Here is a 5,073-nt window from a genome sequence, read left to right as displayed (position 1 = left end):
GGCATCGAATTGGGCTTCCCGCCTACGTACAGTTCCACCGCGCCGTCTGTCAGTTTCAAAACCGTGTCTGCCTTGGCTTTGACGAGCCCGGGAATCTCCGCCGCCGCCTTGGTCAGTGCCGCTTCGAACGCCCGTACCGCGTCACGGTCCTCGCCCGCCATTGTCGCGATCCGACCCAGCTGACCCGCAGCGGCCTCGGCGGCCGCACCCTGCCAGCCCGTCTGCATCGACTGAGCAGCCGACTGTTGCGCGGCGATCTTGGCGTCAGCCGTGGTCAACAGCTGACGAAGCGCACTTTCGGCGGCGTCGAGCTTGGCGATGCTCAGATCGCGCTCGTTGTCGTACGGTCGCACCAACTCGTAGAAGTTGAAGCTTCCGCCGAAGGCTGCGACGTAGCGGGGTCCCAACTGCTCGAAGTACTGCAGACCGGGAGCGCCGTCGTTGAGGATGTCGTCGATGGACTTCGTCATCGCCGCACCTCACTTCGCGGGAGCCTGCGCGGCACCGTCGAGACCGCGTGCGGTTTTCGTGTCGACATCCGTGTACTCGATGGCCGCCTTACCGATCGCATCCGCAAGCCCCTCGGATGCTGTCGTCCAGACCTTGGCCCAACCGACCACCCGATCCAGGGCGCCATCGATCTTCTGTCCACTGCCGGTATAGGCCCTTCCGGCATCCGCCGCGCCCCATTCCAGGGTCGCGACCTGTTTTGCCGAAGTACGCAGGGTCGACACCGTGTCTTTCAGGCTGTCGACCGTCTGGGTCATCGCCGCCTGATTCACCACGAGTCCGCCAGAAACTTTGTCGCCCATACCCCCGCCTCCCCACACTCCGGACACGCCTCAACGGCGTCTTACCAACTTCGACGCACGAACCCCCTCGCCGGTTCCATCACCAGCGAGAAAAGTTCACTCCCCCAGATTCCCCTGGTCCGTCCGCCGCCACTCCGACGTCCCATCGGGAAAGCGGTGGTACTCCCACGCCGCATAATCCCCATCCCCCTCGACCACCGTCACATGATCGGCGATCCCGTCGTGGTCGAAGTCCGACCAGACGCTGGTGTCGTGGGGCGTGGCATCGGTGAGGGAGTCGACGACTCCGTCACCGTCGAGGTCCTGGGACGGGGAGTGGAGCTCGACCGGGCCGAGGCCGCCGAGGGATGAATGGGCGTCGATGTCGGGTAGACCGAGGCCGGGGATGTCGCCCGAGGTGACCATGGGACTCCTCCTCAAACGGAAAACTCGCGGATGACGGCGCGGTGAGACTTCCACCATCTTGTCATCCGCGAGCGGTTGCCGGAGCGGTCGGGCGCTACTTCTTGGGCATGATCAGCCACAGGACCAGGTAGAGGAGGAACTGGGGGCCGGGCAGGAGGCAGGAGACGACGAAGACCAGGCGGACGATGTTGGCGTTCCAGCCGAAGTACTCGGCGATGCCACCGCAGACGCCGGCGATCCATTTGTCGCTGGTCGAACGGGTGAAGCGGCGGGCGGGGGCGGTCATTGTGTGAGGCCTTCCTGTCGAGCTGGTGATAGCTCCAGTGTGCCGAGCACGACCCCTCCCCCGCATCGGTCAGCAGACCCATCCGCACCCTGATTTCTGCCGGGCCCGATCTCAGGGTCCTACCCCTAGGCGGGCAGACTTAAGAGGTGAGCACGACATTGCAAGCCACCGGTCTGTCCGCCGGCCACGCCGAGCGGACCCTCTTCGCCGACCTCGACTTCACCCTCGCCCCTGGCGACGTGATCGGGCTGGTGGGAGTGAACGGCGCGGGCAAGTCGACGCTGCTGCGGATGCTGGCCGAGCGCGCGGCCGGCGACGGCGCCATCACCTTGAGCCCGCCGGACGCGACGGTCGGGTACCTGGCGCAGGAGCCGGAGCGCATCGACGGCGAGACCGTGCTCGAATTCCTCTCTCGCCGGACCGGCGTTGCCGTTGCCCAGCAGGTGATGGATGCGGCGGCGGAGCGTCTGGGCGAGGGTGGGGAAGACGACTACTCGCCCGCGCTCGAACACTGGCTCGCCCTCGGTGGGGCCGATCTGGATCAGCGCGCCGAGGAGGTGGCCGCCGATCTCGGCCTCACCGACGGTCTGGCGAGCGGCCTGGACACCCCGATGACAGGTCTGTCCGGCGGGCAGGCCGCACGAGCGGGTCTGGCCTCGGTGTTGTTGTCGCGCTTCGACATTCTGCTGCTCGACGAGCCGACCAATGATCTCGACCTGGACGGCCTGGACCGGCTGGAACGCTTCGTCAAAGGCATCCGGGTGCCGCTGATGGTGATCAGCCACGATCGGGAGTTCTTGGCGCGCACCGTGAATCAGGTGCTGGAACTGGATCTGGCGCAGCAGCAGGTCGGGCTCTACGACGGCGGGTACGAGGCGTATCTGGCCGAACGCGAGATCGCCCGCAAGCACGCGCGTGAGGCCTATGACGAATTCGCCGACACCAAGGCCGGTTTGGAGGCGCGGGCGCAGATGCAGCGCAACTGGCTCGAGCACGGGGTGCGCAACGCACGGCGTAAGGGCAAGAACGACTCGGACAAGATGGGCCGCAAGACCCGCGCCGAGTCGACCGAGAAGCAGGCGGCCAAGGCCCGCCAGACCCAGCGCCGGATCGAACGCCTGGACGTGGTCGAGGAGCCGCGCAAGGAGTGGGAGCTGCGGATGGAGATCGCCGCCGCGCCCCGCAGCGGTGCGGTGGTGGCGACCGCCGCGAATGCCGTCGTGCGCCGCGGCGAGTTCACCCTCGGTCCGATCACCACCCAGATCGACTGGGCTGATCGGATCGTGCTCACCGGCGCCAACGGTTCCGGCAAGTCCACCCTGCTCGGCCTGCTGCTGGGCAAGATCGCCCCCGATTCCGGTTCCGCCGCACTGGGTTCCGGCGTCGAGATCGGCGAGGTCGACCAGGCACGCGGACTGTTCCGCGGATCGGAGCGGCTGACCGACACCTTCAGCGCGGCGATGCCCGACTGGCCCGACGCCGACGTCCGCACGCTGCTGGCGAAATTCGGCCTGCGCGGCCCGCACGTGACCCGCGCCTGCGACACCCTCTCCCCCGGCGAACGCACCCGCGCCGCGCTGGCCCTGCTGCAGGCGCGCGGGGTGAACCTGCTTGTCCTGGACGAGCCGACCAACCACCTCGACCTGCCCGCCATCGAACAGCTCGAGCAGGCCGTCGAATCCTTCACCGGCACGATGATTCTGGTGACGCACGATCGCCGGATGCTGGATTCTGTTCGGGCGACCCGCCGCTGGCACATGGCCGGTGGATCGCTCACCGAGGATTAGGACGCACCATGGACCTCACACTTGGCATCGATACCCGCGTCACGCTGCTCGTCACCGGCCTGATCTTCCTGACCGCACTGCTGCTCGGGGTGTGGAAGTACCACGGCATCCGCACCTCGGCCGAGGGCGCGGCGCACATCTACGTCGACATCGCGCACCGCGCCGCCCTGCTGTATTCCTTCGCCGGGATCCTGCTCGCGGTGTTCACCGAGCTCAGCGCGTGGCCGACGGCGGTCAACCTGACGGCGGACCTGGTAATCCTGGCGTTCTTCGTCGGTGCGATCGCCAGCTACGTGCTGCACGGCCGGCGACGCGACACCACCAATCAATTCGCCGGCCGTATCCCCGCCGCGCTGCGGATGTCGATGTACGGGCTGATCGCGGGCGAGATCCTCGGGTTCCTGGTGCTGTTCAGCGGTTTCGTCGTCGGCCAGTTCTAGCTCAGAACGACTGCACCACAGCCGTTTCCGCGGCACCGAACAGGTCGATGCCGGAACCGAGCGCGGCGCCGATCAGCCCGGCAGAACCGGTGGCGACAAGAATCGCCACGACAACGATGAACGACCGCGAGCGCGGCACCCGCGGCACGGGGAACGAATACCCGCGCGACGGTTCAGGGACCGGCTCGTAGTGCTCGACCGGCTGGCCGTAACCCTCGTCCCGGATCGGGACGGTGTGCGAATACCCTTGCGGCACCTCACGACACCCCGGCCTGCCACACGCCCCACCACAGCGGTGATACGGATCGTAGTCGAGCGGGTAGCGGTCCTCGTCGCGGTAGTTCCGGGCAGGCAGCGGCGGCACCATGAATCGCCCCCTTCGAATCGTGTTGCGCGCCAAACTGTCCGGTGCGCCTAGCAGCACACGCGCCACCAGCACACAGGTCAATACGGCGTAAGCCGATACTAGATGGACCCGGCGTGACCCGCCAGAGCGAACTAGACCGCCGCGACCTGCTTGGCCAGATCGTCGGCGAGCTGGCGCGCCTGCGCCGGGTCGGTGGCCTCGACCATCACCCGCACCAGCTGCTCGGTTCCGCTGGGCCGCAACAGCACCCGGCCGGACTCACCGAGCACCCGCTCGGCCTCGGCGACCGCTTCGCGCACCTCGGGGTCGGCGGCGACGGCGGCCTTGTCGCTGACCGGCACGTTCACCAGCACCTGCGGCACGGTGCTCATCACCGCGGCCAGCTCGCCCAGCGGGCGCCCGGTCTGGGCCATCCGCGCCATCAGCCGCAGCCCGGTGAGCACACCGTCACCGGTGGTGCCGTAGCGCGGGAACACCACGTGCCCCGACTGCTCGCCGCCCAGGCTGTAGCCGCCGCGGCGCAGTTCCTCGAGTACGTAGCGGTCGCCGACGGCGGCGGTGAGCACGGTGATCTCGGCGGCGCGCATGGCGATGTGCAGGCCGAGGTTGCTCATCACGGTCGCGACCAGGGTGTTGTCGACGAGCTCGCCCGCGTCGCGCATCGCCAGCGCCAGCACGGCCATGATCGCGTCACCGTCGACGATCTCGCCCGCGGCGTCCACCGCGAGGCAGCGGTCCGCGTCGCCGTCGAGGGCGATGCCGAGGTCGGCGCCGTGCTCGAGGACGGCGGCGCGCACGGCCTCGAGGTGGGTCGACCCGCAGCCGTCGTTGATATTGAGGCCGTTGGGCTCGGCGTTGATCGCGATCACCGTCGCGCCCGCCTCCCGGTACACCGGTCTCTTATAAACATCGACGATCCCCCGAGAACGTAATTAATATAGGGTTACGTAGTGGTGGTGGGAGAGGTTGGTGTGGT

At 67.8% G+C, this 5,073-nt stretch carries 7 protein-coding genes and 1 pseudogene; 2 read left to right on the top strand and 6 right to left on the bottom strand.

What is annotated here, in order from left to right:
• The 4 genes from ACFWPJ_RS24250 to ACFWPJ_RS24235 all read right to left on the bottom strand — a co-directional run.
• Nucleotides 1-470 (bottom strand): hypothetical protein (locus tag ACFWPJ_RS24250; protein ID WP_378854685.1); only part of this gene is annotated, 470 nt, incomplete at its 3' end.
• A gap of 9 nt (nucleotides 471-479) precedes the next feature.
• Complete coding sequence (locus ACFWPJ_RS24245; RefSeq protein ID WP_378854684.1) at nucleotides 480-812, bottom strand: hypothetical protein; 333 nt, start codon at nucleotides 810-812, stop codon at nucleotides 480-482.
• A gap of 96 nt (nucleotides 813-908) precedes the next feature.
• Entirely contained in the window at nucleotides 909-1,217 is a 309-nt protein-coding gene (locus ACFWPJ_RS24240; protein ID WP_378854683.1) for a DUF6802 family protein, read from the bottom strand.
• Between the two features lie 94 nt (nucleotides 1,218-1,311).
• A complete protein-coding gene (locus tag ACFWPJ_RS24235) occupies nucleotides 1,312-1,503 on the bottom strand; it encodes a PspC domain-containing protein (protein WP_019045152.1) in 192 nt (63 codons plus the stop codon).
• A 146-nt stretch (nucleotides 1,504-1,649) separates the two neighbouring features.
• Here ACFWPJ_RS24235 and ACFWPJ_RS24230 point away from each other — a divergent pair, with 146 nt between their 5' ends.
• Both ACFWPJ_RS24230 and ACFWPJ_RS24225 read left to right on the top strand, forming a co-directional pair.
• Nucleotides 1,650-3,290: an ABC-F family ATP-binding cassette domain-containing protein gene (locus ACFWPJ_RS24230; RefSeq protein WP_378854682.1), complete on the top strand. Its 1,641-nt coding sequence runs from the start codon at nucleotides 1,650-1,652 to the stop codon at nucleotides 3,288-3,290.
• An 8-nt stretch (nucleotides 3,291-3,298) separates the two neighbouring features.
• On the top strand, nucleotides 3,299-3,730 hold the full coding sequence (locus tag ACFWPJ_RS24225; protein ID WP_378854681.1) for a hypothetical protein: 432 nt from the start codon (nucleotides 3,299-3,301) through the stop codon (nucleotides 3,728-3,730).
• 1 nt (nucleotide 3,731) lies between these two features.
• On the opposite strand, the gene ACFWPJ_RS24220 is transcribed toward ACFWPJ_RS24225, so the two are convergent.
• Both ACFWPJ_RS24220 and ACFWPJ_RS24215 read right to left on the bottom strand, forming a co-directional pair.
• Nucleotides 3,732-4,097, bottom strand: a complete 366-nt coding sequence (locus ACFWPJ_RS24220; protein WP_378854680.1) for a hypothetical protein — start codon at nucleotides 4,095-4,097, stop codon at nucleotides 3,732-3,734.
• A gap of 131 nt (nucleotides 4,098-4,228) precedes the next feature.
• Nucleotides 4,229-4,987: pseudogene (locus tag ACFWPJ_RS24215) on the bottom strand (phosphoglucosamine mutase); the annotation flags it as partial.
• Nucleotides 4,988-5,073 lie beyond the last annotated feature (86 nt).

This window comes from Nocardia sp. NPDC058497, from assembly GCF_042720195.1.
Classification (GTDB): Bacteria; Actinomycetota; Actinomycetes; order Mycobacteriales; family Mycobacteriaceae; genus Nocardia.
This window is presented reverse-complemented; position numbering and strand designations above follow the sequence as displayed.

Coding starts and splice junctions, on each gene's coding strand:
- ACFWPJ_RS24245 (WP_378854684.1), bottom strand. CDS start 812: ATGGGCGACAAAGTTTCTGGCGGACTCGTGGTGAATCAGGCGGCGATG.
- ACFWPJ_RS24240 (WP_378854683.1), bottom strand. CDS start 1,217: ATGGTCACCTCGGGCGACATCCCCGGCCTCGGTCTACCCGACATCGAC.
- ACFWPJ_RS24235 (WP_019045152.1), bottom strand. CDS start 1,503: ATGACCGCCCCCGCCCGCCGCTTCACCCGTTCGACCAGCGACAAATGG.
- ACFWPJ_RS24225 (WP_378854681.1), top strand. CDS start 3,299: ATGGACCTCACACTTGGCATCGATACCCGCGTCACGCTGCTCGTCACC.
- ACFWPJ_RS24220 (WP_378854680.1), bottom strand. CDS start 4,097: ATGGTGCCGCCGCTGCCTGCCCGGAACTACCGCGACGAGGACCGCTAC.